The 26,125-nt window shown below is 70.7% G+C and carries 23 protein-coding genes; 7 read left to right on the top strand and 16 right to left on the bottom strand.

The genetic code is table 11. The annotated features are described in order from the left end of the window. Window positions 1-115: 115 nt before the first annotated feature. From pqqE to pqqA, 5 genes are read right to left on the bottom strand one after another with little or no spacing between them, the layout of a single operon-like run. Window positions 116-1,213, bottom strand: coding sequence for a pyrroloquinoline quinone biosynthesis protein PqqE (gene pqqE, locus ACFUPX_RS05475; RefSeq protein WP_383316348.1), 1,098 nt, complete (start codon window positions 1,211-1,213; stop codon window positions 116-118). After that, window positions 1,210-1,566: a pyrroloquinoline quinone biosynthesis peptide chaperone PqqD gene (gene pqqD, locus ACFUPX_RS05470; protein WP_383316344.1), complete on the bottom strand. Its 357-nt coding sequence runs from the start codon at window positions 1,564-1,566 to the stop codon at window positions 1,210-1,212. The genes pqqE and pqqD overlap by 4 nt, the downstream gene beginning before the upstream one ends. Next, window positions 1,563-2,270 (bottom strand): pyrroloquinoline-quinone synthase PqqC, encoded by a 708-nt coding sequence (gene pqqC, locus ACFUPX_RS05465; protein WP_383316342.1) that lies wholly within the window; start codon window positions 2,268-2,270, stop codon window positions 1,563-1,565. The genes pqqD and pqqC overlap by 4 nt, the downstream gene beginning before the upstream one ends. A 59-nt stretch (window positions 2,271-2,329) precedes the next feature. Beyond that, complete coding sequence (gene pqqB, locus ACFUPX_RS05460) at window positions 2,330-3,238, bottom strand: pyrroloquinoline quinone biosynthesis protein PqqB (protein WP_383316339.1); 909 nt, start codon at window positions 3,236-3,238, stop codon at window positions 2,330-2,332. A gap of 10 nt (window positions 3,239-3,248) precedes the next feature. Beyond that, window positions 3,249-3,374, bottom strand: a complete 126-nt coding sequence (gene pqqA, locus ACFUPX_RS05455) for a pyrroloquinoline quinone precursor peptide PqqA (RefSeq protein ID WP_383316336.1) — start codon at window positions 3,372-3,374, stop codon at window positions 3,249-3,251. A gap of 294 nt (window positions 3,375-3,668) precedes the next feature. Between pqqA and ACFUPX_RS05450 the strand changes: the two genes are divergently transcribed. After that, on the top strand, window positions 3,669-4,460 hold the full coding sequence (locus ACFUPX_RS05450) for an aldo/keto reductase (RefSeq protein ID WP_383316453.1): 792 nt from the start codon (window positions 3,669-3,671) through the stop codon (window positions 4,458-4,460). 2 nt (window positions 4,461-4,462) lie between these two features. Here ACFUPX_RS05450 and ACFUPX_RS05445 read toward each other — a convergent pair whose 3' ends face one another. The 7 genes from ACFUPX_RS05445 to ACFUPX_RS05415 all read right to left on the bottom strand — a co-directional run bounded on the left by ACFUPX_RS05445 (window position 4,463) and on the right by ACFUPX_RS05415 (window position 14,110). Next, window positions 4,463-8,677 carry an SAV_2336 N-terminal domain-related protein gene (locus ACFUPX_RS05445; RefSeq protein ID WP_383316333.1) on the bottom strand — a complete coding sequence of 1,405 codons (4,215 nt, stop codon included), beginning with the start codon at window positions 8,675-8,677 and terminating at the stop codon, window positions 4,463-4,465. Next, a complete protein-coding gene (locus ACFUPX_RS05440) occupies window positions 8,667-9,716 on the bottom strand; it encodes an AAA family ATPase (RefSeq protein WP_383316330.1) in 1,050 nt (349 codons plus the stop codon). The genes ACFUPX_RS05445 and ACFUPX_RS05440 overlap by 11 nt, the downstream gene beginning before the upstream one ends. A 1-nt stretch (window position 9,717) precedes the next feature. Then, on the bottom strand, window positions 9,718-11,424 hold the full coding sequence (locus ACFUPX_RS05435; protein ID WP_383316327.1) for a trypsin-like peptidase domain-containing protein: 1,707 nt from the start codon (window positions 11,422-11,424) through the stop codon (window positions 9,718-9,720). 8 nt (window positions 11,425-11,432) lie between these two features. Then, a complete protein-coding gene (locus ACFUPX_RS05430; protein WP_383316324.1) occupies window positions 11,433-11,765 on the bottom strand; it encodes a CU044_2847 family protein in 333 nt (110 codons plus the stop codon). A 156-nt stretch (window positions 11,766-11,921) separates the two neighbouring features. Then, entirely contained in the window at window positions 11,922-12,827 is a 906-nt protein-coding gene (locus tag ACFUPX_RS05425; protein ID WP_383316321.1) for a class I SAM-dependent methyltransferase, read from the bottom strand. Between the two features lie 185 nt (window positions 12,828-13,012). Next, window positions 13,013-13,798: a class I SAM-dependent methyltransferase gene (locus ACFUPX_RS05420; protein ID WP_383316318.1), complete on the bottom strand. Its 786-nt coding sequence runs from the start codon at window positions 13,796-13,798 to the stop codon at window positions 13,013-13,015. A gap of 6 nt (window positions 13,799-13,804) precedes the next feature. Continuing rightward, entirely contained in the window at window positions 13,805-14,110 is a 306-nt protein-coding gene (locus ACFUPX_RS05415; protein ID WP_383316315.1) for a 4a-hydroxytetrahydrobiopterin dehydratase, read from the bottom strand. 235 nt (window positions 14,111-14,345) lie between these two features. Here ACFUPX_RS05415 and ACFUPX_RS05410 point away from each other — a divergent pair, with 235 nt between their 5' ends. Beyond that, a complete protein-coding gene (locus ACFUPX_RS05410; protein WP_383316312.1) occupies window positions 14,346-15,164 on the top strand; it encodes a helix-turn-helix domain-containing protein in 819 nt (272 codons plus the stop codon). Window positions 15,165-15,177: 13 nt separating this feature from the next. After that, window positions 15,178-15,585 (top strand): winged helix-turn-helix transcriptional regulator, encoded by a 408-nt coding sequence (locus ACFUPX_RS05405; protein ID WP_383316308.1) that lies wholly within the window; start codon window positions 15,178-15,180, stop codon window positions 15,583-15,585. 16 nt (window positions 15,586-15,601) lie between these two features. Here the strand turns inward: ACFUPX_RS05405 and ACFUPX_RS05400 are convergent, their stop codons facing one another. After that, on the bottom strand, window positions 15,602-16,030 hold the full coding sequence (locus ACFUPX_RS05400) for a hypothetical protein (protein ID WP_383316304.1): 429 nt from the start codon (window positions 16,028-16,030) through the stop codon (window positions 15,602-15,604). A 237-nt stretch (window positions 16,031-16,267) separates the two neighbouring features. Here ACFUPX_RS05400 and ACFUPX_RS05395 point away from each other — a divergent pair, with 237 nt between their 5' ends. Genes ACFUPX_RS05395 through narI form a run of 4 tightly spaced genes read left to right on the top strand, consistent with a single transcriptional unit; the run spans window position 16,268 to window position 22,864 of the window. After that, window positions 16,268-19,960 carry a nitrate reductase subunit alpha gene (locus tag ACFUPX_RS05395; RefSeq protein WP_383316300.1) on the top strand — a complete coding sequence of 1,231 codons (3,693 nt, stop codon included), beginning with the start codon at window positions 16,268-16,270 and terminating at the stop codon, window positions 19,958-19,960. Continuing rightward, window positions 19,960-21,573: a nitrate reductase subunit beta gene (narH, locus tag ACFUPX_RS05390; RefSeq protein WP_383316297.1), complete on the top strand. Its 1,614-nt coding sequence runs from the start codon at window positions 19,960-19,962 to the stop codon at window positions 21,571-21,573. Before ACFUPX_RS05395 ends, narH begins: the two co-directional genes overlap by 1 nt. Further along, window positions 21,570-22,142 (top strand): nitrate reductase molybdenum cofactor assembly chaperone, encoded by a 573-nt coding sequence (gene narJ / locus ACFUPX_RS05385; RefSeq protein WP_383316294.1) that lies wholly within the window; start codon window positions 21,570-21,572, stop codon window positions 22,140-22,142. Before narH ends, narJ begins: the two co-directional genes overlap by 4 nt. Beyond that, entirely contained in the window at window positions 22,142-22,864 is a 723-nt protein-coding gene (narI, locus tag ACFUPX_RS05380) for a respiratory nitrate reductase subunit gamma (RefSeq protein WP_383316291.1), read from the top strand. The genes narJ and narI overlap by 1 nt, the downstream gene beginning before the upstream one ends. Window positions 22,865-22,888: 24 nt before the next feature. On the opposite strand, the gene dnaK is transcribed toward narI, so the two are convergent. From dnaK to ACFUPX_RS05365, 3 genes are all read right to left on the bottom strand, one after another. Next, window positions 22,889-24,763, bottom strand: a complete 1,875-nt coding sequence (gene dnaK, locus ACFUPX_RS05375; RefSeq protein ID WP_383316288.1) for a molecular chaperone DnaK — start codon at window positions 24,761-24,763, stop codon at window positions 22,889-22,891. 149 nt (window positions 24,764-24,912) lie between these two features. Then, a complete protein-coding gene (locus tag ACFUPX_RS05370; RefSeq protein WP_383316285.1) occupies window positions 24,913-25,338 on the bottom strand; it encodes an OsmC family protein in 426 nt (141 codons plus the stop codon). A gap of 164 nt (window positions 25,339-25,502) precedes the next feature. Continuing rightward, on the bottom strand, window positions 25,503-26,093 hold the full coding sequence (locus ACFUPX_RS05365) for a TetR family transcriptional regulator (protein ID WP_383316282.1): 591 nt from the start codon (window positions 26,091-26,093) through the stop codon (window positions 25,503-25,505). Window positions 26,094-26,125: the final 32 nt, after the last annotated feature.

Below are 26,125 nucleotides of genomic sequence, written 5' to 3'. Positions count from 1 at the left end.
TTAGAACGCTGTTAGGAAGGGTTCCTAACGATCTGAGGTTGCGGGAGTGGGATGACGTCCCGCAGCGGGGGAAGCGGTCGGAGGGGGCAGGCGGGAGGGGGCAGGCGGGAGGGGGTTACGTTTTCGGGGGCGCCCGGTAGGCGAAGGCACCCGCGCTGCCTCCCGCGCCGTCGACCAGGGCGCGGACCGCCCCGTTGTCCGGCGAGCGGTGGCAGGCGGGGTCCGTGCGGGTGGCGTCGCCGGTCAGGGCGTACGCCTGGCAGCGGCAGCCGCCGAAGTCGACGGTCCGCAGGTCGCAGCTGCGGCAGGGCTCGCGCATCCAGCTCTCGCCGCGGTAGCGGTTGAAGGCCGCCGACTCCCTCCAGATCCAGCCGAGTTGATGATCCTTGACGTTCGGCGCATCACGACCGAGGAGTTCACCGGCGGCCGGGCACGGCAGCACCGTGCCGTCCGGGGCGACGGTCAGCGAGATGGCGCCCCAGCCGCCCATGCAGGGCTTCGCGATGCCGTCCACATAGTCGGGCGCCACCCACACCAGCTCCATACGCCCCGCGAGCCGCTCCCGCCACCGCTCGACACGCTCACGGGCCCGCGCGACCTGGGCGCGGTCCGGGAGCAGGGCGTCCCGGTTGCGCAGGGCCCACCCGTAGAACTGCGTGTTGGCCAGCTCAATGCGCTCCGCACCCCACGCGAGCCCCAACTCCACGATCCCGTCGAGGGCGTCGAGATTGGCGCGGTGCAGCACGACGTTGAGCCCGAGCGGCAGATCCGCCGCCCGCGCGAGCCCGGCGGCCCGCTCCTTGGCGGTCAACGCCCGTGCCCCAGCAATGAGTTCGGCCTGTTGCGGATCGGCGTGTTGGACGGACAGCTGGACGCTGCGCAGACCCGCGTCGACGAGGGCCGCGAGGCGCGCTTCGTGCAGGCCGACACCGCTGGTCACCAGCTGCGTGTGGATACCGGCGGAGTCCGCGGCCGTGACGATCTCGGCGAGGTCGCGGCGCAGGAGGGGCTCACCGCCGGAGAGGTGTGTCTGCACGATGCCGATGTCGGCGGCTTGGCGCATGACGTCGCGCCACTGAGTGGCGGTCAACTCGGCCGCACGTGAGGTGAGTTCCGTGGGGTTGGAGCAGTAGGCACACCGCAGCGGACAGCCGTGCGTCAGCTCGGCGAGGAGGGCCCACGGCGGCTCCAGGGGACGCGCGGACCCCGTCACCGAAGCCACCCCTCTGCCCGCAGGGCCGCGAGGAACCGGGGTACGTCTTCGGCCACGGAGGCGCCGGGGTGCAGGAGCTCCAACTCCTCCACGATGGCGGCGACTTCACGCTCGCCGTCGCACAGTGCCACGATGCTCCCGGCGGACCCGCGCAGCACGACCACGCGCTCGGGCAGCACGAAGAGGTCGACGTCGCGCACCCGGTCGTGGCGCAGGATCACCGAGCGCGCCAACGCGGGCCGCCAGTCGGGACGTACGCCACCCTCATGTACGCCACCCCCGTGTACGCCACCCTCACGTACGCCACCCCCACGTACGCCACCATCCGTCACACGTACGGCCTCGCTCGTCATCCGCACCCCGACCCCCGGTCGACCGCGTCGAGCAACGTCCACAGCACGTCGCACTTGAAGCCGAGCGCCGCGACGGCCCGCTCCTGCTCGCCCCGGGTGCGCGCCCACTCCAGGACGAGGCCGAGCGCTTCCTGTCCGTCGCGGCTGCCCTGCTCCACGCGGGTGCGGAAGTACGCGAGGCCTTCGGCGTCGATCCACGGATAGTGCCGCTCGAACGCGTCGATCCTGGTCCGCATGAGTTCCGGCGCGGAGAGTTCGGTGAGCGAGGCGGCGACGGCGTCGAGCACGGGCCGCAGGCGGCAGAAGTTGACGTATCCGTCGACCGCGAGCCGCACGCCGGGCAACACCCGTGAGGCATCGAGGAGTTCACCGCGTTCGATCCCGGCGGCCTCGCCGAGCCGCAGCCACCGCTCGATGCCGCCGTCGCCTTCCTTCTCGCCGTCGTGGTCCTGGATCCTGCGCACCCAGCCGCGGCGCAGTGCCGGGTCGTCGAACTTGGCGAGGATCAGCGCGTCCTTGACGGGGATGTGCCGCTGGTAGTGGAACCGGTTCGCGATCCAGCGGCGCAACTCCGCACGGCTGAGGGTGCCTTCGTGCATGCGTACGTTGAAGGGGTGCCGGTCGTGGTAGCGCTCGGCCGAGACGGCGCGCAGCCGCTCGGTGAACTCGCCGGGGCCCCAGGGGGCAGCCTCACGGGAAGCCACTCCACGCGGAGCTGTCTCACGCGGATCTGTCTCACGCGGATCTGTCTCACGCGGATCCATCACAGCTCGATCACCATCCCTTCCGCCGCGACTTCGATTCCCCACTCCGCGAGGAGCTTGTGCTGTTCGGCATGCGGGTTCCCGAGCGGGTTGGTGTTGTTGAGGTGGGTGTAGAGGCAGCGCCCGGACAGCCGGGCGAGCCGGTGCGCCGTGCCGCCGGGGCCGGTGACGGGCAGATGGCCCATGCCGGTGGCGGTGCGCGTGGAGAAGCCTGAGCGCAGGGGTTCCTCGTCGTCCCAGAAGGTGCCGTCGACGAAGACGCAGTCGGCGTCGCGCGCGGCGGCCTCGAAGGCGTCGGACCACACGGCGAGGGCGGGAGCATAGAGGAGGGTGCGCCCGGACCCGGTATCGCGCAGCCGAAGTGCCACGGACCAACGATGGCTGCTGTCGGCCGAGTTGGCGGCGTACCGAGGCTTCTTGGCCGAAAGGGGGACGGCGCTGACGCTGATCCCGGACTCCGCCCCGTCCAGCGGACGCCCCGCATCACCGTCGGACAACTCGCGCCAGCGCACGGACGTGTACGGACCGAGGACGGCATCGAGCCGCAGCCCTTCGCGCACGGCGTCGAGGACGGGCGGGGTCGCCACGACATCGAAGCCGTCGTGGGCTTCGCGCAGCCGGGCTATGCCGAGGGTGTGGTCGAGTTCGGCGTCGGTCAGGACGACGCCGGCGACGGGGGTCTGCCGGGCTCCGGGACCGGGGTGCAGTTCCGCGGCGCCTTCGATCTGTTCACCGATGTCGGGAGTGGCATTGACGACGTACCAGCGCCCCTCCCCCACGCGGACGGCGAGCGAGGCGTGGCGACGGCGGCGCTCCGGGTGGGCGCGTGCCCCGGTGCACCCGGGACACGCGCAGTTCCACTGGGGAAGACCGCCGCCCGCCGCGGTGCCGAGCACCTGCAGCAGCATGGCGGCGGGATTACCGGTCGGCGCTGCGGTACGCGGTCACTTCGAGTGCGGTCTCCACGACCTCGTACTCGGGAGTCCGCCATGCGGTGACGGCTTCCGGCACTTCCGGCGTGGTGGGGTTCTGGGCATCGTCCATGGGCTTGTGGCTGCCTTCCTGAAAAGTGGGGGTTCAGGAGTCACCGGGCACAGAGCGTTCACATGAGTGTTCTGCGTTCAGCGACGTGCAATAGAGTCGCGGCATGACGGAACGCGGTCAATGGTGCGGACCAAAAACGCCCGGACTTCACTCGGGAGTGGACGCTTCACTCGGGAGTGGACAAGGAATGCGGCACCGCATCTGATCGTTGACCATGGGAGTACCACCCGACGACTTAAGGATCGAGAGCTCGTGAGCAAGGTCCCCCCGATCATCCTGAACAATGGCGTCGAGATGCCGCAGCTCGGTTTCGGCGTCTGGCAGGTACCGGACGACGAGGCCGAGACCGCCGTCGCGACGGCGCTGGAGGCCGGGTACCGCAGCATCGACACCGCTGCCGTCTACGGCAACGAAGAGGGCACCGGCAAGGCCATCGCCGCTTCCGGCATCGCCCGCGAGGAGCTCTTCGTCACGACGAAGCTCTGGAACTCCGACCAGGGCTACGACTCCACGCTCCGCGCCTTCGACACGTCCCTGGAGAAGCTCGGTCTCGACCATGTGGACCTGTACCTGATCCACTGGCCGCTGCCTTCCAAGGGCCTCGCCGTGGACACGTACAAGGCCTTCGAGAAGATCCAGGCCGACGGCCGCGCGAAGTCCATCGGCGTCTCGAACTTCCTGCCCGAGCACCTGGAGAAGCTGATCTCCGAGACGTCGGTCGTCCCCGCCGTCAACCAGATCGAGCTCCACCCGCACCTCCAGCAGCGCGCCTCCCGCGAGATCCACGCGGAGCAGGGCATCGCCACGGAGGCCTGGTCCCCGCTCGGCCAGGGCAAGGGCCTCCTGGAGGTCCCGGCGATCGTGGCCATCGCCCGCAAGCACGGCCGCACCCCGGCCCAGGTCGTCCTGCGCTGGCACATCCAGCTGGGCAACGTGGTGATCCCCAAGTCCGTGACGCCGTCGCGGATCAAGGAGAACATCGACGTCTTCGGCTTCGAGCTCGACCCCGAGGACATGGCGGCGATCAGCGCGCTGAACGAGGACCGGCGGCTGGGTCCGGACCCGGCCGCGTTCGACGTGGCCTGAGGTCAGTCCGGGGCGTCCCCGTCCGGTTCGTTCCGGGTGGGGGCGTCCCTTCGCCGTTCCACGGCATCGGCGCGCTCGTGACGGCCGGCCGCACGCAGGGCTGCGACGAGACTCGCGTAGGACCGCCGGGTGTCGGGGTGATCCGCTCCCCTGACTCGGATCCGGGCGTCCAGTGTGTGTTCGTGCAGAGCCGCCGACTTCTCCCAGGTCCTGTCCAGCCCGTAAACGTCGGCCAGATGCTCGGCCACCAGGAGCGTGTCGGGGTGGTCAGGGCCCCGCGACGCGATGCGCTCCGTCAGGGCCCTCTCGTACAGTTCGATCGCCCGGTCGTGCTCTCCCTGCTCCACGCACGCGTGCGCGAGCTGTTCGTACAGACGCAGCGTGTCCGGGTGTGAGGCCCCACGGACACGGAGGCTGGCGGCCAGGGCGTCCTCGTACGCCCGGAGCGCCTCCTCCGTCTCGCCCGCGCCCTCGTACGCGCGAGCCAGGTCGCTCTGCGCGGTGAGCGTGCGCGGGTGATCGGCGCCCAGGACACGGCGGCTGTCGAGTAACACCTGTTCCGCCTCGCTCCGGGCTCTGCCCACCTCTCCCGCCGCGTAGTACGCGGCCGCCAGCCCGCTCCGTACGGCGATGGTGTCCGGGTGGTCGTCACCCATCGCACGACGGGACGCCAGCAGCGTCCCTTCGTACAAGGCAAGGGCGAACGAGACACCGTCTGGCTCGCCCCACTCCACGTACGCGCCCGCGCGACTCGCCCGCACCTGGAGGGTGTGGGGGTGCTCGTCTCCATAGACCGCAGCGGTGCGCACCTCGCTCTCCTCGTACAGCGCGACGGCGTGTCCGAAGTCCCCCAACGCCTGGTACGCGCCCGCGAGTTCGGCCTGCAGGGACGACACATCCGGATCGTCGTCCCGCAGCTCGCCGATCAATACGGCCAATACCTCCTCATACGTCGCGATCGATCGCTCCACGTACCCCGCCGCTCGTAGCGCCGCAGCGAATTTCGCCTTCGCCAACTGGGCTGCCGGAGCGGTAGGACCGTGCGTCCGCTCCGCCGTCCCGACCAAGCGGAGCAGAACCGAAACGGCCTTGTTCGCCTGCCCCTGGACGATGAAGTAGTCAGCGAGTCCCTCCACGGACGTCACGAGGCGGGGACCGTCACCCGTCGCCAGGGTATGAGCGGCCAGCGTTTCGATGAGGGGAGCCAACTCGCTCCAGCGATGCCAGGTCCCGGGGTTCTCCGGGCTCTCCGGGAGCGCTTTCGCCACGCAGTCCACGGCTGCGGCACGGGCCTGGACGAGGGCTTCCGAGGTGCGGTACGGGTCGTGCTCGTCAGGAGTCTGCACGAGGATGCCGACCATCTGGTGCATGGCGATCGAGGCAGGGGCGCTTCTGATCAGACCGGACCTGGCCAAGATCTCCAGGGCACGAGCCATTTCGGTTGCCGGTGCCAGACCGGACAGGACGTCGAGAGGGACGGTTTCGGGCGCGTACCAGGACACCGTCGTCAGGATTCGTTTGGCCAGCGGATCATCGAGCTGGTGGAGGACCGCCTTCCACGTCTCGGCTATGCCGGATACCGGGACGGGGCCCGGAGGGCCGCCTTCGATCAGCCCATGCCTCGAGTTCTCGATGAGCCTCAAGTACTCGCCGACAGGCATCCGGGTCTCGGCGAGCCAAGCCCCCGCCTGGTCCAGCGCGAGGGGGTGACATCCAAGTGCCTCGCAGAGGCGCTCGGCCCCCTCAGGCACCTCGCCGTGCAGACGTCGGGTCAGCAGCTCGACCGCCTCGGGGAGTTCCATCGGATCGAGAGACAACACCGCAGCCGGCAGCGCGTGCCAGCCCGTGCCCTGTCGGCTGGTGATCAGGAAACGGCCGCCCGACCCTATGCGCGACATCAACAACCCCACATGTGCCGTGTCCGCCGCGTCGTCGAGCACGAGCAGCCAGTCCTCTTGCGCGGCCAGCCACTTCAGTGCCCATTCCTTCTGCTGTTCCCGTACCAGCAGACCGGCGAGCGAGGGCGCCAGGGCAGCCGTGAGATCCGCGAGGCCTTCATCGATGCTGACCTGCGATTCCGCGTTGATCCACCACACCAACGTGAACGCGTCACCTTCGAGTCCCCGCCCCGCCCACTCGCGTGCCAGCGCGGTCTTCCCCATACCTCCCATGCCGTGCAGGACGGCGGTGAAGTTCTCGGAAGGCGAGAGCAACCTGTGGAATTTCGCATCCAGTTGGGCGATTTCGTCGCGCCTGCCGACGAAAGGCACCTTCCGCGGCAGGTTCGTCAGCCGTCGCGGACACGGCACCGAGGCCGGTGGTCCCAGTAGTGCGGCGGGCCCGACGGTGAGCTCCCCGGCCTGCGCCCCTGTGGTGTCGGGAGGAAGGAGCGAGGCCAGAGCCCCACCGGCACGGAGCGTCAAGTCGCACATCCTGGCCAAGTGGCGGGTCGGCCGCTTCATGCCGCGTTCGATCTTGCTGAGATGGCCCTTGCTGTAGTGGACGATCCCGGCCAGCTCCGTGAGGGAGAGACCTGCCGCCGTGCGGGCTCTGCGCAGTTCCTGTCCGAAGTCGGGCGGCAGGCTGATGTTCACCGTCACGGACGTCTCCACCACCGGTATCGCCGTACTGCGCAACAGACCCAACGCCTCCTCGCTCACCAGCGCGAAGGGCTGCCCCGCCGCCCCGAGCCTGCGGCTCCCCGCCCCCTTCGCGACCGCCACGAGCGCGCGGAACGCCCGCGGCGCCGAGCCCGCCCTGCATTCGATCTCCTCACCGAGCCGTTCGAGCAGCTCGGCGACGGCCAGCGACTCCGGGCGCGGCAGGGTCTCGATCAGCGCACCGCGCGCGCCCGGCACGAAGCCGTACAGGCCCGCTCCCGGGTCGACCGGCTCAAGGAGGCCACTCAGCAGCACCTCCGCCAGGTCGCTCGGGCGCGACCCCGGTGTGACGCGCTGCTGGATCAGCCGCATCACCGGCAGCGCGGGCACGGAAAGCGCGATGTGCGCCGCCAGGTCGGCCGCCGTGGGCGAGGCCGCCGACTGGAAGCGCATAATGCGCTCGGCGATGGACAGGTCCGCCTCGCTCGGCAGGGGTGCGGCGTGCGCGGACGGGCGGGCGCTCACGTAGGTGACGGCCGTGTCCCTGTGCCGGTCGCCCGCTGCCGTCAGGAGTCCGGCCCAGTCGGCCAGCCAGTCGGGAGCGAGCTCAAGGACCGGGACGGGGACAGCGCCGGCGGGGCGTCCGGTGCGGCCGTCGTGCGGGGTGAAGCGCAGCCCCGTGTTCGGGGCACCCGCCCGGGACGCGATCGCCCTGCCGGGGGCCGCGGGGGCCGCCGTGCGTCGCCACAGACGCTCCGGGAGGGGCTGCAGGATGGCGGTCGGGCCGTGCCTCGCCCACCGGTGGAGGGCCGGTCCCGCGCGCCCCTCCCACCAGTGCGGGCCGGAGCAGTCGCTGAGCACCAGGACCACCTGACGGCCCGTGGGGTCGATGAGCGCCGCCGGGTCGACAGCGGGGCCGTCCGGCGACGACCGGATGCCGAGGCGCGTGCCCAGGTCCTTCAGCTGCCACAGGCGTACGTCCCTGAAGGCGCCCGTCCGCTGCATCGCCTCGCGCAGCTCGCGCACCAGCGGCCGCCAGACCGTCATCGAGGGGCCCGTGTCGACGACCAGCGCGAGGCTCAGGAGGCGGTCGGCGCCGGGGACCATGACGGGCGCCCAGGGGCGCACGTCCGGGCGGCGTGCCGCGCGGGCGGCGGTGGCCTCCTCGTCCAGGGTGGGGTGGCGCCGGTCGGGCACGGATTGTTTGAGCGGGCGCAGGGCGCGCTGGATCGCCAGTTCGTGACGCAGGGCCTGGGGCGCGGGGACGAGAACCTCGTCCGCGTCCGTGCCGCGCTCGGCGAGACCCCGCGGGAGGTGCAGGGCGGCCCGGTGCTCGCCATCGGCGGCAGGTGCCGTGTCCGCTCCGGGCTCGGCCGGGCCCGGGGCCTTCGCGCGAGCCGCGCCGTCCGCCGCACCCGTGCTGTCGACGGAGGGCGGTCCCGCCGAAAGGCCGCCTCCGGCACGGATCCCGGCGCCGACGGGCCCGGTCCCGGCGCCCGCGCCATCCCCCGCTTCCGCGGGCAGTCGCTCCGCGAGCCACAGCATCTCCGCGAGCTCCAGCGGCGTGACCGGCGGTCCCAGCGCCTCCAGGGCGTCCCGCAGCCGGTCAATCGTCATGATCCCGCGGCGCGTCACTGCTGAGGAACGGCATCACCTGGTCCGCCAGCTCCAGGACGCTCTCCGGCTGCTCGCTGAACGAGGCGTGATGGCACATGTAGATCGCGTTCAGGAGCTGGTCGTTGGCGAGCAGGCCACTGCTGCGCCGCTCGAAGAAGCGCTTGATGATCTTCCGGACGCCGTCCGGGAGTTCGCCGTCCTGGCCGACCACACCGCCCAGGTGTTCCCTGACGATCGCGGTCAGCTCCTCGACCGTCGCGGGCTGCTTGAGGTTGACCGTGACGCACCGGCGCAGGAAGGCGGGCGGAAACTCGCGTTCGCCGTTGCTCGTCATGACGACGAGCGGGAAGGCCCGGCAGGTGACCGTGCCCTCGCGGATCTCCACGCGGTCGGTGGTGCTGTCGGCGGTCATCACCTTGGCGGTGGGCGCCGCACGCCGGGCAAGCTCGACGACTTCGTACGAGCCCTTCTCGAAAATGGTGAGGAGATCGTTGGGCAGGTCGAAGTCGCTCTTGTCGATCTCGTCGACCAGGAGGACACGGGGCTTTTCGAAGGGCAGCAGTGCGGTGCCGAGGGGGCCCAGGCGCAGGTAGTCGCCGATGTCGTCCACGCCCGGTTTGCCGCCGCCCCTGGCCCGTTCGGCCCCGTACAGCCGGGTCAGGGGGTCGTACTCGTACAGCCCGTCCCGCAGGGTCACCCGGCTGGTGATCGGCCAGTGCAGGACCTTGCCCAGGCCCAGTTCGTGGGCGACGGCGTAGGCGAGGGACGACTTCCCGGTGCCGGGGGCGCCGGTGACCAGGAGCGGCCTTCGCAGATAGAGGGCCGCGTTGACCTGGCGGACCGCTGCCGCGCCGGGGCGATAGCTGGCCGCCGCGTGCGGGTTCCCGGAGTCGCCCGGCGGGGTGCGCAAGGGCGGTCCGCCGGTGAAGGTGCGCCACGGCGGCGGCTCGGGCAGGCGGTCGACGCCGTCGTGCGGCCGTCGGCTCCCTTGGTAGATCTGCCAGTTCGGCGCACCGGCCGGGCGGTGGGCTTCGGACATCTCACGCACTCCCCATGGCAAGCGGAGGATCGGGCCTGCGCTCCGGGTCGTCCCAGAACAGCGTCAGCCGATGTCCGCAGTGATCGGCGCCCCCCTTGTTCGGGGAACGTGCTTCCTTGCGCAGCTTCATGACCTCGAACGGCAGCGTGTCGGGATCCAGGGCGCCGACCGCATCGGCCAGCTGGGCCAGGAACTTCTCGGGCGCGCACGTCGCGTGCCCGCCGCCGCATTCGTGCCGCCGCCACAGCATGATCGGTACGCCGGTGTCGAGGGCCGCGGAGAGCCAGTCCGGCACGGGCGTGGCGGCGTACGCGAGCGCACACACCTCGTCGTCCGCATCGAGCCAGTCGCGGAACTCCTCGTAGCCGTACGGCAGTGCGCACGCGACGGGTTCGGGGCGGGTCTCGCCGCGGGCCCGCACGGTCTGCCAGCGGTTGCGGGTCAGCCGGGACACCGTCAAGGGCTTGAGGCGGTCCATGTGTCTGACCACCACGGGCACCGTGCGCATGGGGCGGGGGCGCGGGGCTCCCGGCTCGCGGATGTCCCACTCCTCGAAGGGCTCGCTCATCAGCCCTTCCGGCACCACGAACTCCAGCATCCAGTCGAAGTCGTGAACCCTGGCGACCTGTTCGGCGAGGCAGCCCTCGACCTTGGCCCGTACCTGGTCGCGGCGGACCCTGACGGGCCCTGACCGGGCGACCTGGACACCGTCGATCACCGTACTCACGCTCATGTCGAGGCTCGCGCCGCGCGTGAGCGGTTCGAGCCTGACCATGACCGAGCCCACCGGCGCCGGGGCGGCGGGCGGCGCGTGCGCCGCCCGCGCCGCGTACTGCGGCAGCCGTCGCCGCATCCAGGCGTCGATGCGGTGCCGGGCCCCGCCCGGTACGTGCGTCATGAGCTCGCCCAGCAGTCGAAGCAGCCGGTCATCTCCCGCCATGTCCTCGCCGACGTACCGCACCGCCGCCCAGAGCGACGTGAAGGCCGGAAGAGGTCGCAGGAAGGTCGGGAAGGCCCGCTGGACGATCAGCTCAGGCCCCACGCCCGGCGTGACCCCCTCCAGGAGCGCGCGGAGTTCGCGGCGCGGTGCGTCCGGCAGCCAGTCCAGCGGCAACAGGTCGTCGAGGCCCTCCCAGTAGCGGCGGATCGTGTCGAGCGGCAGCATCCGCCCGATGTAGCCCTCCTGATCGCCGTCGAGCACGGCGTCGGTGACCATGCCGACGACCATCCCGGTGGCCGGGTCGTACACCGCGGAGCCGCTGAACCCCTCGTCCAGGCGGGCCAGATGGGCCTGCTCGACGTCGATCTCCAGCCACTCCTGGCGAAGCAGCCGGTCCGCGCTGGTGCGCAGCGTGACGTGGATGCCGTCCTTCTCGTGGCCGCGCGGGAATCCCAGGGCGCGCAGTTCGTAGGCGGTCTTCCCCCTGCGCGGCAGCAGCGTGTCGAACGGCGCGAACGCGCACGCGGGCACCCGCAGCGGCTCCTTGAGCTCGACGACCGCCACGTCCCCGAGGTCACCCAGCCGTTTCCAATCGCCGGACCATGCCACGGTCGCGGGCAGCACGCCGGTGACGCCTGGCAGGGTGACCGAGACCTCGGCCAGCCCATGGACGACATGGGCGCAGGTGATCAGCCGGGTGCTGTCGACCAGTACGCCCGCTCCCCGGGGAGCCCCTTCGGCGGTGCCGACCCGGGCACGCCAGTGCATGCCCACCGCTATCGGTCCTGTGTGTCCCCGCGGGACCAGGTCAGTTTGACGGTCAGGTGTCCCTCGGCCGCTGTCTTGGCGATGACGGCGCCCGCGACGGCACTGAGCTTGACGCCGAACTCCAGCTCGATCTGGTCGGGGTTCAGGGCCGTCGTACGGAAGGTGTGCAGGGCGGACATCGCCGCGCCGCGCACGTTGTCGAGCGCCGACTCGAACCGGCCCTGAACATCGTGGATCTCCCCGCCGTCCCCGCGCGCGACCGACCTGAAGCCGGGGTCCTTGGAATCCACCTCGACGACGACGGGCCCCTCGTCGGACTCCCAGCGCATCAGTTCGTTCACGGGGTGCCTCGCTCCTTCGGTCGATGCGGCAAACGTAGCGTCAACACACCCATCCATACGTGGTAGTTGACAGATACGTACGCCACTGTGACCTGCTGAGTCCGCCCCTGGCACGGTCGCACGCGGAGCCGGGAGCCCGTGCAGCCGAGGGCGGGACTAACCCTTGACCCCCACATGCACCGTCTGCGCCGACAGCAGGAACACATCGGGCCTGTGGTGCAGGCTCTGCTCGTCGTTCGCGTCCAGGAGGCGGTCGACCGTGGTCAGGTCGTCGGCGTCGAGGGTGTCCGCGTGCATCTCGCGGCGGCGGGAGAGCTCGGTGACCAGGTGGGCGCGGGCGGAGTCGGACAGGGGCGCCGGCAGGTCGAGGAGGAACGAGCGGGTGCCCGCGTGGCGCAGGCCCGCCTCGGTGATGAGGCCGGGCCAGTCCTCCGTGACCGCCTTCGCGCCCGGCAGCTCCGCGCGCATGCGCGTGAACCACTTCTCGTCCGCCAGGTCGAAGCGGGTCTGGAGGCCCGGCCTGCCGAAGCCGATGTCGCGGGGCAGGCTCCGGGGGTTCAGGCCGCCCTCCAGGAGCGCGATCGCGCCGCCCGGCGCCAGGCGGTCCGCCAGTGCCGCCAGGGCCGCCTGCTGGTCGCCCACGTGGTGCAGGGCCCTGCCGATCCAGAGGAGGTCGGCCGGGGGCAACTCGCTGATGCCCTCCGGGAGTTCGGCCTGGAGCGTGCCGACCCGGCTCGTCAGGCCCTCCCTGGCGGCCCGCGCCCGTGCGCGCTCAAGGAGCGGCTGGGCCGGGTCCACCGCGATGACCTCGGCCTTGGGGAAGATCCCGGCCAGGAGGAAGGAGATGCTGCCGGAGCCGCTGCCCACGTCGGCGATCAGGGTCGGCTCCGGCTGCCACTGGTGCAGCCACGCGGCGATCTCACGGTTCTGCGGGGCGGCGAGTTCCGCGTTCCGCTCCAGCATCGGGCCCATGGTGGCCCAGTCGATGTCCTCGTGGTGATGCCCGTGGGTGTGGCCGTGCCCGTGGCCGCGTTCCTGGCCTTGCTCGTGGTCGTGAGCCATCGTCTCTGCCGCCGCCTTCGGTGCGCTGGTGGGTGGGCCGTCGAGCGGTCCCCGGGAGCGGTTCCCAGCCTGCGCCCCGGCCGATGCCTTGGCCAGTCGGCTTGCGGTTTCGGCAAATCGCGGGGTGCGAAACAGAGACAATGGGCGGGCGGCGAGGCTGCCGTTAGCGTGAACTCCGCCCCGGGTCAGGACGGTTCGAGGGCGTCCCCATCCGCGCCGCCACGCGAAAGGCGGCCGGTCGGGCTGCGGAACGACATGAGCGTGAAGCGTGGGTCCGGACGCGCCACTTCCTGGTCCGGCAGTTCGGCCAGGCCTGCCGCCAGCCGTGCGGCCTGCGGGCCGTCGGGCGGGACCTGGGTGAACCAGCCCCGGTGGATGTCCTCGACCGTCGAGCGGGGCGTGCGCCCCTGGCCGTAGCCGCGGAACCGGGCCGCGCCCGCCCGTGTCAGGCCCTGCGCGGCCGCGTGCTTCTCGACCGCCTCGGCTCCGTCGGACGCCACGCGCACCGGGCGCGGCGCGAGCACGGCGTCGATGTCGCTGCCCACGTCGTGCGCGGCGGCCTTGTCGACGGTCGTGACGAAGACGCCGCCGGGCCGCAGCACCCGGGCGCACTCGGCGACGACCGCGGCCACTTCGTCTCCTCCGGAGAGCAGATGCAGCAGCCACACCGTGCACACCGCGTCGAACGAGGCGTCGGGGAAGGGCAGTCGGCGGCTGTCGCCGAGGACGATGGCACCCGGCAGTCGTCCCGCGGCCATGCGTGCCATGTTCTGCGCCGAGTCGACCCCGGTCACCCGCAGGCCCGCCCCGGCGAGGCGCCGGGTGACGAGGCCCGTGCCGCAGGCTACGTCCAGGAGGGTGCCGGCGTCCGGAGACAGGAGTCCGAGGACCGCGGCGGCAGCGGCGTCGGCGCGGGGTTCACCGCCGCGTGAGGCGTCGTAGCGGTCGGCTTCCTTGCCGTAGTCCAGCATGGGCGCTCAGACCGCCCCGTGCCCGACCGCCAGCTCCTCGACCCTGCGGGCCAAGTCGAAGTCGAGGGTGGTGAGGGCGCCGCCCACGCTGTGCGTGTGCACGGCCAGGGAGACGGTGTTGTAGCCGAGGGTCAGCTCGGAGTGGTGGCCCAGCTCCTCCTGGATCTGCGCGACGTGGACGACCATCGCGGTCGCCGCGAAATGCGAGCCGAGCTGGAAGGAGCGGGTGATCCGGCCGCCTTCGAGCGACCAGCCGGGCAGCTCCGCGAGCCGCTCCTCGACGTCCTTCTGCGACAGCGGTTCGAGTGGCATGACCGCGCCCCTTCCCGTCCGTATGAGTGCGTTATGAGTGCGCTATGAGTGCGCTGCGACGCGCGCCATGACAGGTCCAATGACATGCGCGTGGGGTACGCGTGTACGTATATCCCTCAGCCTGCCACATCGCATCGCGCAAGGCCCTGATCAGGCCACCCGCCGCGGAGCCCGCACCGCGAATCCCCGCCACGGGCCCCGGCCGATCGCGTACGCCTTCGATTACTGTCTGGGTATGACAACTGCCGCGTCCACCAAGGAAAGCACCGGCGTCGGCCCGCTCCTGCGCGGCTGGCGCGAGCGGCGCAAGGTGAGCCAGCTCGACCTGGCCCTGCGCGCCGACTCCTCGGCGCGGCACATCAGCTTCATCGAGACCGGCAGGTCACGCCCGAGCGAGGAGATCGTGCTGCGCCTGGCCGAGCACCTCGACGTACCCGTGAGGGAGCGCAACTCGCTGCTCCTGGCGGCCGGTTACGCGCCCCGCTTCCGCGAGACCCCGATGGACGACCCCTCGATGGGCGCCCTGCGCGAGGGCCTCGAACAGCTCCTGCGGGGCTACGAGCCCTACCCCGCCCTGGTCGTCGACGCGACGTACGACGTGATCGCCGCGAACCAGGGCATCGCCATGATCCTCGACGGCATCCCCGAACATCTCCTGCAACCGCCCCTGAACGCCATGCGGCTCACGCTCCATCCGGAGGGCCTCGCCCCCAAGATCCGCAATCTGCGTGAGTGGCGGGGCCACCTGCTGCACCAGATGGAGCGGCAGATCGCTCTCCAGCGCTCCGACGCGCTGCGCGCGGTGTACGAGGAGGTGGCGGCGTACCCGGTGGAGGATCCCGGTGTCGACGTCTTCGCGGACGACGGGCCGCGGAGCGGCGTGCCCTATTTCGCGCTGCCCCTGCGCATCGAGCACGACGGGCAGCTGCTCTCCTTCGTCTCGTCGATCTCGACGTTCAACACCCCCATGGACGTGACGGTCGCCGAACTGGCCATCGAGACGCTCCTCCCGGCCGACCCGGCCACGGTCAAGTACCTCCAGTCGGCGTCGTAGGGCGGGGAGTCTCATGGGCAGGAAACAGACCGAGGGCCACGTCGACGACGCGGACCTGACGCGCGCCGACTCCCTGGCCCGCGAGATCTTCGCGGGCGTGGCCAACAAGTGGGCGCTGCTGATCATCAACGCCCTGGCCGACCGGACGCTGCGCTTCACGGAACTGCGGACCGCGGTGGACGGCATCAGCCACAAGATGCTCACCCAGACCCTGCGTGGCCTGGAGCGCGACGGCGTCGTGCACCGGACGGTGTACGCCACCGTGCCGCCGCGCGTCGAGTACCGCCTGACCGAGGCGGGCGTGGGCCTGCTCGCCACGGTCGACGGCATGTGCGCCTGGACGCACCAGTACCTCGCCGAGATCGAGGCCGCCCGCACCCGCTTCGACGCGCGCGCCGCCGGGACACCCCCGCAGGCCTAGGCAGGGCCAGGCAGGGCTAGGAGGACCGAAGCGCCCGCAGCGCCGCGTACTGCACGGCGGCGAAACCGCCGACGGCCACCGCCTGGAGCGGGATCCACACCGCGCCCGCCGTGGTGGGCGAAAGCCAGGCGATCACGGCGACGACGCTGAGCACCGCCCAGACCGCGTTGGCCTCGATCACCCCCCGCACGGGCAGCGTGGGCGGGCTCTTGCGCGAGGCGAGGTAGCCGACGCCCGCGCCGTACAGCACGAGGAAGACGCCGAGGCCGAGCAGCAGCCCCGCGTCGACGCCGAGGAAGCGCCCGAGCGGGCCGGACACGGCGGCGTACGCGAGGCCGTTCCCGGCGGTGACCACCGCGTCGAGGGCCAGGAAGCGGCGCAGCATCGTCTTCGGGTCGTTCGTGCGGGCCAGTGCGGTGAGCGGGTGGGCGGAGTACGTCGACATGAGGAACCGGCCTCCAGCAGAGGAAGGGAAAGGGAGGCCGGATCCGGGCCGGAGTGCGCCGGACCGGATCCGGTAGGACCACCCTGCCGGGCCCCCGCGCGCGGGTCGATTACCTCAGGGGTAAGGGAGGACGCCCGGGAGGGCCGCGGGCCCCGCAACCCGTACGGCCGTCGCCGCCGTGTGCCCCCGCCGCCCCGCACCTAGGTTCGTGGAGAGGCAGACCTAGGGAGCTCAAGGGTGACAGAGACGACCGAGCCCGGCGCCGCGCTGCTGCGTGCCGGAAAGTTCTTCCGCCGCGGCACCGCCGCCCCCGACCTGCACAGCATCGGACTCGTGGGCGGCAGGGACGCGGACGCCTTCTACCGGGACCGGTGGAGCCACGACAAAGTCGTGAACTCGACGCACGGCGTGAACTGCACGGGCTCCTGTCGCTGGAAGGTGTACGTCAAGGACGGCATCATCACCTGGGAGACCCAGCAGACCGACTATCCGTCCGTGGGCCCCGACCGCCCCGAGTACGAGCCGCGCGGCTGCCCGCGCGGCGCCGCCTTCTCCTGGTACACGTACTCGCCGACCCGCGTGCGCTACCCCTACCTGCGCGGCGTGCTCCTGGAGATGTACCGCGAGGCGAAGTCACGGCTGGGTGACCCGGTCCTGGCCTGGGCGGACATCCAGGGCGATCCGGAGCGGCGCAGGACGTACCAGCAGGCGCGCGGCAAGGGCGGGTTGGTGCGGGCGAGCTGGGACGAGGCCGTCGAGATCATCGCGGCCGCGCACGTCCACACGATCAAGACGCACGGCCCGGACCGGGTCGCGGGGTTCTCCCCCATCCCCGCGATGTCGATGGTGTCGCACGCGGCCGGCGCCCGCTTCATGTCGCTGATCGGCGCCCCGATGCTGTCCTTCTACGACTGGTACGCGGACCTGCCGGTCGCCTCGCCGCAGGTGTTCGGCGACCAGACCGACGTACCGGAGTCGGGTGACTGGTGGGACGCCGCGTATCTGATGATGTGGGGCTCGAACGTGCCGGTGACGCGCACGCCGGACGCGCACTGGATGGCCGAGGCACGCTACCGCGGCCAGAAGGTCGTGGTCGTCGCGCCCGACTACGCCGACAACGCCAAGTTCGCCGACGAGTGGCTGTACCCGCACCCCGGCACGGACGGCGCCCTCGCCATCGCGATGGGCCACGTCATCCTCAAGGAGTTCTTCGTCGACCGGCAGACGGACTTCTTCACCGACTACGTGCGCAAGTTCACCGATCTGCCCTTCCTCGTGACGCTGACCGAGCGCGACGGCGCGTACGTCCCGTCCAAGTTCCTGCGCGCCACCGACCTCGGCCAGAGCGGCGAGGGCGGCGACTGGAAGACGGCCGTCCTGGACGAGAACACCGGGCAGCCCGCCGTACCGAACGGCTCGCTGGGCTTTCGCTGGACCGACTCCGGCAAGGGCAAGTGGAATCTGGAGCTCGGCGACATCAAGCCGCGGCTCTCCCTGCACGACTCCGAGGTCGCGACGGGCATCGAGGTGCTGCTCCCCCGCTTCGACACCGAGGGCGGCACGCACGGCCAGGGCCGCGGTGAGATCGTGCGCCGCGGGGTGCCCGCCACGCGGCTCGGCGGCCAGGACGGGCCGCTGGTCACGACGGTCTTCGACCTGCTGCTCGCGCAGTACGGCGTCGGGCGCGAGGGTCTTCCGGGCGAGTGGCCTTCTTCGTACGAGGACGCCGACGCACCCGGCACCCCGGCCTGGCAGGAGGCGCACACCTCGGTCCCGGCCGCGAAGGCCGTGAAGATCGCGCGGGAGTTCGCGCGGACCGCCGAGAAGTCGCAAGGGCGCTGCATGATCCTCATGGGGGCGGGGACCAACCACTGGTTCCACTCCGAGACGATCTACCGCGCCTTCCTGGCCCTGCTCCAGCTCACCGGCTGTCAGGGCCGCAACGGCGGCGGCTGGGCGCACTACGTCGGGCAGGAGAAGTGCCGCCCGGCGACCGGCTGGGCGACGCTCGCCAGCGCCAACGACTGGAGCAGGCCGCCGCGGCAGATGATCGGCGCCGCGTACTGGTTCCTGAACACCGACCAGTGGCGCTACGACAAGTTCGCGGCGGACGTGCTCGCCTCGCCGCTCGGCGAGGGACGGTTCGCCGGGATGACGGGCGCCGACTGCCTGGCCCTCTCGGCGCGCACCGGCTGGATGCCCTCTTACCCGACCTTCGACCGCAACTCCCTTGATCTCGGCGAGACTTCGGGCGCTTCGGGCGACCCGGTCGCCAACGTCGTGGACGAACTCAAGGCGGGCACCCTCAACTTCGCCTGCGAGGACCCGGACGCCCCCGAGAACTGGCCGCGCGTCCTGACCCTGTGGCGCGCCAACCTGCTCGGCTCGTCGGCCAAGGGCGCCGAGTACTTCACCAAGCATCTACTCGGCACGCACTCCTCGTTGCGGGCGGAGGAGGCGTCGCCCGACGAGCGTCCCTCGACGGTGACGTGGCGCGACGAGGCCCCCGAGGGCAAGCTCGACCTGCTCGTCTCGCTCGACTTCCGCCAGACGTCCTCGACGCTGCTCTCGGACGTGGTCCTGCCGGCCGCCACCTGGTACGAGAAGCACGACCTCTCCTCCACGGACATGCACCCCTACGTGCACTCCTTCACCCCGGCCGTCGACCCGCCCTGGCAGGCCCGCACCGACTTCGACACGTTCAAGGCGATCGCGGAACGGCTGAGCGAGCTGTCCGTGGACCACCTCGGCGTGCGCAAGGACCTCGTCGCCACCGCGCTCCAGCACGACACCCCCGGCGAGACGGCGCAGCCCGGCGGTGTCGTCCTGGACTGGCGCAAGGGCGAGTGCGAGGCGATCCCGGGCAAGACGATGCCGGGCCTGACGGTGGTCGAGCGGGACTACACCGCGATCGGCGCGAAGTTCGCGGCGCTCGGCCCGCTCGCGGAGAAGCTGGGGCTGCCCGCGAAGGGCATCGCGTTCCGCCCCGACCAGGAGGTCGACGAGCTGCGCGAGCGCAACGGCGTCGTACGCGGCGGACCCGCCGACGGGCGCCCCGCCCTGGACACGGCGGTGAAGGCGGCGAACACGATCCTCGCGCTGTCCGGCACGACCAACGGCCGCCTGGCCACGCAGGGCTTCCACACCCTGGAGGAGCGCACCGGCCAGGAGATGGCGCACCTGGCGGCCGAGCACGAGGGCAAGCGCATCACGTACGCCGATACGCAGGCGGCCCCCGTCCCGGTGATCACCTCGCCCGAGTGGTCGGGCAGCGAGGCGGGCGGGCGGCGCTACACGGCGTTCACGCTCAACACCGAGCATCTGAAGCCCTGGCACACGCTCACCGGGCGCCAGCACTTCTTCCTCGACCACGACTGGATCCACGAGCTGGGCGAGGCGATGCCCGTCTACCGGCCGCCCCTGGACATGAACCGCCTCTTCGGGGAGCCACGGCTCGGCCCGGACGGCGAGAAGGAGGTGACGGTCCGCTATCTCACCCCGCACAACAAGTGGTCCATCCACTCCGAGTACCAGGACAACCTCTTCATGCTGTCGCTCTCCCGGGGCGGCCAGTGCATCTGGATGGCGCCGCAGGACGCGGACGCGATCGGCGTGAAGGACAACGACTGGATCGAGGCGGTCAACCGCAACGGCGTGGTGGTCGCGCGAGCGGTCGTCTCGCACCGGATGCCGGCCGGCACGGTCTACATGCACCACGCGCAGGAGCGCACGGTGAACGTCCCCAAGACGGAGACCACCGGCAAGCGCGGCGGCATCCACAACTCCCTGACCCGCCTCATCCTCAAGCCGTCCCATCTCATCGGCGGCTACGCCCAGTTGTCGTGGGCCTTCAACTACCTGGGCCCGACGGGGAACCAGCGCGACGAAGTCACCGTCATCCGCCGCCGCAGCCAGGAGGTCCAGTACTGATGCGTGTGATGGCTCAGATCGCCATGGTCATGAATCTCGACAAGTGCATCGGCTGCCACACCTGCTCCGTCACCTGCAAGCAGGCGTGGACCAACCGCGACGGCATGGAGTACGTCTGGTTCAACAACGTGGAGACCCGTCCCGGCCAGGGTTATCCGCGCCGCTACGAGGACCAGGAGAAGTGGCGCGGCGGCTGGGAGCTGAACAAGCGGGGCGCCCTGAAGCTCAAGAACGGCGGCCGGTTCAAGGCCCTCCTGGAGATCTTCTCCAACCCCAAGCTGCCGGAGATCAAGGACTACTACGAGCCCTGGACGTACGAGTACAAGAACCTCACCGACGCCCCACTGGGCGACGACTACCCGGTGGCCGAGCCCCGCTCGCTGATCAGCGGCAAGCCCATGAAGATCGAGTGGTCGTCGAACTGGGACGACAACCTGGGCGGCGCGACGGAGTACGGCGACCTGGACCCGATGGTCGCCAAGACCCGTGAGAAGGCCGCCGAGAAGGTGAAGTTCGCCTTCGAGCAGACCTTCATGTTCTATCTGCCGCGGATCTGCGAGCACTGCCTGAACCCGGCGTGCGTGGCGTCCTGCCCGTCGGGCGCGATGTACAAGCGCGAGGAGGACGGCATCGTCCTGGTCGACCAGGACGGCTGCCGGGGCTGGCGCAAGTGTGTGACCGGCTGCCCGTACAAGAAGGTGTACTTCAACCACCGCACCGGCAAGGCCGAGAAGTGCACGATGTGCTATCCGCGCCTGGAGGTGGGTCTGCCCACCGTCTGCTCGGAGACGTGCGTGGGCCGCCTCCGCTACCTCGGTGTGATCCTGTACGACGCCGACAAAGTGACCGAGGCCGCCTCGGTGCAGGACGACACGGCTCTGTACGAGGCCCAGTTGGGGGTCTTCCTCGATCCGGAGGACCCCGAGGTGCGGCGCGAGGCCGAGCGGGCCGGGATCGGCCACGACTGGGTCGAGGCGGCCCGCCGCTCCCCCGTGCACGCGCTGATCAGCAAGTACAAGGTGGCGCTCCCGCTGCATCCGGAGTACCGGACGATGCCGATGGTCTGGTACATCCCGCCGCTGTCGCCGGTCGTGGACGCGCTCAGCGAGACCGGGCACGACGGCGAGGACCTGGACAACCTGTTCGGCGCGATCGACACGCTGCGCATCCCCCTCGAATACCTGGCGGAGATCTTCACGGCCGGTGACATGGGTCCGGTGCGGGCCTCCCTGGAGAAGCTCGCGGCGATGCGGGCGCACATGCGGGCGATCAACCTCGGTGACCAGCCCGACAGTTCGGTCGCCGAGGCCGTGGGCATGTCGGGGCAGGAGATCGAGGAGATGTACCGGCTGCTCGCCATCGCCAAGTACGAGGACCGCTACGTCATCCCGACCGCCGCGGTGGGTGACGCCAAGCGCCTGGAGGAGTCGGCGATTCCGGACTCGTGCAGCCTGGACTTCGAGGACGGTCCGGGGATGGGCGGGGACGGCCCGTTCGGCCAGGACTCGGGCCGCAAGCAGCTGCCGCTGGTGACCATCGAGAACTTCCACGCGCTGCGGGACCGCCAGACCGCCGACGAGCAGCCCTCCGCCACCGACAAGGACACACTGTGAGCGACGACCATGCCGTGCTCTACCAGGCAGCCGCGCACTGCCTGTCCTACCCGGACGAGGAGTTCCGGGCACTGCTGCCCCAACTCAGCGCTGCCGCACCGCAATTGCACAGCTTCCTGACGCACGCGGCGGCCACCGGAGCGTCCGAGCTGGCCGCGCACTACGTCCAGGTTTTCGACTTCAAGAACCGCCACAGCCTCTACCTGAGCTGGTGGCGCGACGGCGACACACGGCGGCGCGGGATGGCCCTGGTCCGGTTCAAGGAGGTCTACCGCGAGCACGGCATGGAGTTCACCGGCGAGGAGCTGCCGGACTTCCTGCCCGCGGTCCTGGAGTTCTCCGCGCACGCGGGTCCCGTCCTCCTTGAGGAGCACAGGCCGGGTCTGGAGCTGCTGCGGCTCGCCCTCACCGACTTCGGTACGCCGTACGCGCCCGTCCTGGAGGCGGTGTGCGCGACGCTGCCGGGGCCCTCCCCCAAGGACCGGGCCGAGGCGCAGGCGCTGGCCCGGTCGGGGCCGCCGCGGGAGGACGTCGGCCTTGAACCCTTCGCACTGATCGGGGAGCACTGATGAGAACGCTGCTGTGGGGTGTGATCCCGTACGTGGCCGTGGTCCTCCTGGTGGCGGGCCTCCTGTGGCGCTACCGCTACGACAAGTTCGGCTGGACGACGCGCTCGTCCCAGGTGTACGAGTCCAAGCTCCTGAACATCGCGTCACCGATGTTCCACTACGGGATCCTCTTCGTGCTCGTCGGACACCTGGTGGGCCTCTTCGTCCCGGAGTCGTGGACGGAGAAGCTGGGCGTGAAGGAGCACACGTACCACCTGCTCTCGCTGTACGGCGGCACGGCGGCGGGCATCCTCCTGGTGCTCGGCATCCTGCTGCTGCTCTACCGGCGGCGCACGAACGCGCCGGTGTTCCGGGCGACGACGGCCAACGACAAGCTGATGTACCTCGTGCTGTTCGCGGCGATCGTGCTCGGCATGGTGGCCAAGCTGACGCACGCGTCGGGCGACGGCTACAACTACCGCGAATCCATCGCCCCTTGGGCGCGCAGCCTGTTCACCCTCCAGCCGGACACGGAGCTGATGGCGGGGGTTCCGGTCCTCTACCAGATCCACGCGGTGGTCGGGATGGCGCTGTTCGCGCTGATTCCGTTCACGCGGCTCGTGCACATGTTCAGCGCGCCGGTGCAGTACCTGTTCCGGCCGTACGTGGTGTACCGGAGCAAGGACCCGCGCAGGGTCGGGCCTCGTCCGGAGCGGCGGGGGTGGGAGAAGACGGGGTCCTGACCACCCCCGCTGCCGGGGAGGCGGCTAGCTGTCGGTGCCTTTCTCCTTCCCCTCCTCCGGCTTCTCGTCGTCGACGATCTCCGCGTCGACCACGCCCTCCTCGGCCGGGGCTCCGGGAGCCGCCTGTTCCTGGGCGCCCCCGCCGGCAGACGTCTCGTACATGGCCTGGCCCATCCGCTGACTGACGGAGGCCAGCTTCTCCGCGCCCGCGCGCAGCGCCGCCGTGTCATCGGCCTTGTCCTTCAGGAGGGCCTTCAACTCCGTGGCCGCAGACTCCACTTCGGCCTTGGTGTCGGCGGGGATCCGCTCCTCGTTCTCCCGCAGGAACCGCTCGGTCTGGTAGACGAGCTGCTCCGCCTGGTTGCGGGTCTCCGCGGCCTCGCGCCGCTTGCGGTCCTCCTCCGCGTGCTCCTCGGCCTCGCGCACCATGCGGTTGATGTCGTCCTTGGGGAGCGCGGAACCGCCCGTCACCGTCATCCGCTGCTCGCGGCCCGTCGCCTCGTCCTTGGCGGAGACGTGCATGATGCCGTTGGCGTCGATGTCGAAGGTGACCTCGATCTTGGGGACGCCACGCGGCGCCGGGGGCAGTCCGGTGAGGTCGAAGACGCCGAGCTTCTTGTTGTACGCGGCGATCTCCCGCTCGCCCTGGAAGACCTGGATGCCGACCGAGGGCTGGTTGTCCTCGGCGGTCGAGAACGTCTCCGAACGCCGGGTGGGAATGGTCGTGTTGCGCTCGATGAGCTTGGTCATGATGCCGCCCTTGGTCTCGATCCCGAGGGACAGCGGCGTCACGTCCAGGAGCAGTACGTCCTTCACGTCGCCCCTGATCACGCCCGCCTGGAGGGCCGCGCCGAGCGCGACCACCTCGTCCGGGTTGACCCCCTTGTGCGGCTCGCTGCCGGTGAGTTCCTTGACCAGGTCCGTCACCGCGGGCATCCGCGTCGAACCGCCCACCAGGATCACGTGGTCGACGGCCGAGAGCTTCACGCCCGCGTCCTTCACCGCTTGGTGGAAGGGGCCGCGGCAGCGCTCAAGCAAGTCCGCCGTCAGCTCCTGGAACTGAGCGCGGGTCAGCTTCTCCGCCAGGTGCAGGGGGCCTTCCGCCGACGCGGTGACGTAGGGCAGGTTGATGTCCGTCTCGCTCGACGACGACAGCTCGATCTTCGCCTTCTCGGCGGCCTCGCGCAGGCGTTGCAGCGCCATCTTGTCCTTGCCGAGGTCCACCCCGTGCCCGTTCTTGAACTGCCGCACCAGATACTCGACGACGCGCTGGTCCCAGTCGTCGCCGCCCAGCTGCGTGTCGCCGTTGGTGGCCTTCACCTCGATGACGCCTTCGCCCATCTCCAGGAGCGAGACGTCGAAGGTGCCGCCGCCGAGGTCGAAGACGAGGACCGTCTGGTCGTCGCCCTTGTCGAGGCCGTACGCGAGGGCCGCGGCCGTCGGTTCGTTGATGATGCGCAGGACCTTCAGGCCCGCGATCTCGCCCGCCTCCTTGGTGGCCTGGCGCTGTGTGTCGTCGAAGTAGGCGGGGACGGTGACGACCGCGTCCGTGACGTCCTCGCCCAGATAGGACTCGGCGTCGCGCTTGAGCTTCTGCAGGACGCGGGCGGAGAGCTCCTGGGCGGTGTACCGGGTGCCGTCCACGGACCCGTCCTCCGGGAAGCGCCAACTCCCTTCGCCCATGTGCCGTTTGACGGAGCGTGCGGTGCGGTCCAGGTTCGTCACCGCCTGCCGCTTGGCGACTTCTCCGACGAGTACGTCGCCGTTCTTCGCGAAGGCGATGACCGAGGGAGTGGTGCGCGCTCCCTCCGCGTTGGCGACGACCGTGGGATCACCGCCCTCCAGGACGGCCACCACCGAGTTCGTCGTACCGAGGTCGATCCCGACTGCACGTGCCATGTCCAGTCCCCTTCCACCGCGAGCCCGTTTCCCGGCGTACTTCGACCTCCATCACAAAACTTGAGCGGCGCGTTGTCAATGCCGCCCATGACGGTGCCGCCGCCCCGTGCGGGACGGCGGCACCGTCGGAAATGGCGGAAAACCGTACGTCAGGCGAGCTTCGCCGTCAGCGTGATGGTCGTGCCCGTCAGCGCCTGGCTCACCGGGCAGTTCGCCTTGGCGTCCTCGGCGGCGGAGGTGAACGCGGCCTCGTCGAGACCCGGCACGGTGCCCTCGACGGTGAGGTGGATGCCGGTGATGCCGGTGCCCGGCTGGAACGTCACGTCGGCGGAGGTCGTCAGCCGGGTGGGCGGGGTGCCCGCGCCCGTCAGACCGTGCGAGAGCGCCATGGAGAAGCAGCTGGAGTGCGCGGCGGCGATCAGCTCTTCGGGGCTGGTCTTGCCGTTGGCCTGCTCGGCGCGGGACGGCCAGGACACGGCCTGCTCCCCGATCCCGGAGGAGTCGAAGGTGACGGTGCCCGAGCCCTCCGTCAGAGAGCCTTCCCAGACCGTGTGCGCGGAGCGCGTGGTAGCCACGATGTAGATCCCTTCAATGCGGTTCCGTGATGCGTGTCGGAACGTCCGTGCGCCCATCCGATCACACCCTGGCTCGGCGTACGCGGAAGACCGGCCCACGGACGGTGAACGGCGGACGGCCACCGGGCGACGCCCCAAGAGGGCGCGGCCCGTTGGGGTTCCGCTCAGCGCTCGCCCTGCCCCGCGAGGCGCCGCACGAGCCCGATCAGCGCGTCCCGCTCCGTCCGGGGCGACTGCTCGCCGCCGAAGACCATCCGGACCGCCTGGGGAACGCTGAACCACCAGGCGCCGAGGGCCAGTACGGCATAGAACAGCGCCCTGGGGTCGAGCGTGGGGTCCAGGGTGCCGTCGCGCTGGGCCTGGGCGATCGCCTCGACCCTGGACCCGTAGGTGGCGGTGCGCTCCGGCTCCTTGAGGGCGGGGGCGCCGGTGTCGCGCAGGCCCTCCCAGTGCAGGAGCCGGATGAACTGGGGACGGGAGCGGTGGTAGTCGTACAGCCTGCCCGCGTAGTCACCGAGGTCGGCGGCCTGCTCGACGGTGACCGGGATGGTGGTGGCGATGCGGTCCAGCTCGGTCTCGAGGACGTGCGCGAAGAGCTTCTCCTTGTTGCCGAAGTACTGGTAGATCCGCTCCTTGTTGACGCCCGCCCGCGTCCCCACGCGGTCGATGCGGGCGCCGTCGAAGCCGTGCTCGGCGAATTCGTCCACGGCGGCGTCGAGCAGTGCCTGCCGGGTGCGTGCGGTGTCCCAGGCCATGGCACCAGCATACCCAACCAACTGTTTGGAGA

The organism is Streptomyces sp. NPDC057302 (genome assembly GCF_042667685.1).
GTDB lineage: Bacteria > Actinomycetota > Actinomycetes > Streptomycetales > Streptomycetaceae > Streptomyces.
This window is presented reverse-complemented; position numbering and strand designations above follow the sequence as displayed.